This is a genomic window from Paraburkholderia sp. SIMBA_030 (assembly GCF_046535245.1).
Lineage (GTDB): Bacteria > Pseudomonadota > Gammaproteobacteria > Burkholderiales > Burkholderiaceae > Paraburkholderia.
The window spans coordinates 1-941 of sequence record NZ_JAWRXB010000065.1 but is presented as its reverse complement, the minus strand read 5'-3'; the positions used below and the strand labels follow the sequence as shown (position 1 = coordinate 941).

Below are 941 nucleotides of genomic sequence, written 5' to 3'. Positions count from 1 at the left end.
CGGACCAAGCCGCACGTGAACGTCGGCACGATCGGTCACGTTGACCACGGCAAGACCACGCTGACGGCGGCGATCACGACGGTGCTGACCAAGAAGTTTGGCGGCGAAGCAAAGGCATACGACCAGATCGATGCGGCGCCGGAAGAAAAGGCACGTGGTATCACGATCAACACGGCACACGTCGAGTACGAAACGGCTAACCGCCACTACGCACACGTCGACTGCCCGGGCCACGCTGACTATGTGAAGAACATGATCACGGGCGCAGCGCAGATGGACGGCGCGATCCTGGTGTGCTCGGCAGCAGACGGCCCGATGCCGCAAACGCGTGAGCACATCCTGCTGGCGCGTCAGGTCGGTGTGCCGTACATCATCGTGTTCCTGAACAAGTGCGACATGGTGGACGACGCCGAGTTGCTGGAACTGGTCGAAATGGAAGTTCGCGAACTTCTGTCGAAGTACGACTTCCCGGGCGACGATACGCCGATCATCAAGGGTTCGGCCAAGCTGGCGCTGGAAGGCGACACGGGCGAGCTGGGCGAAGTGGCGATCATGAACCTGGCCGATGCGCTGGATACGTACATCCCGACGCCGGAGCGCGCAGTTGACGGTGCGTTCCTGATGCCGGTGGAAGACGTGTTCTCGATCTCGGGTCGTGGCACGGTGGTGACGGGTCGCGTTGAGCGCGGCGTCGTGAAGGTCGGCGAGGAAATCGAAATTGTCGGTATCAAGCCGACGGTGAAGACGACCTGCACGGGCGTGGAAATGTTCCGCAAGCTGCTCGACCAGGGTCAGGCGGGCGACAACGTGGGTATCCTGCTGCGCGGCACGAAGCGTGAAGACGTGGAGCGTGGCCAGGTTCTGGCCAAGCCGGGTTCGATCAACCCGCACACGCATTTCACGGCAGAAGTGTACGTGCTGAGCAAGGACGAAGGCGGCCG

At 62.2% G+C, this 941-nt stretch carries 1 protein-coding gene; it reads left to right on the top strand.

All coding sequences use genetic code 11. The features are described from left to right. Positions 1-941 (top strand): elongation factor Tu (tuf, locus tag SB772_RS39020; protein ID WP_410838392.1); only part of this gene is annotated, 941 nt, incomplete at both ends.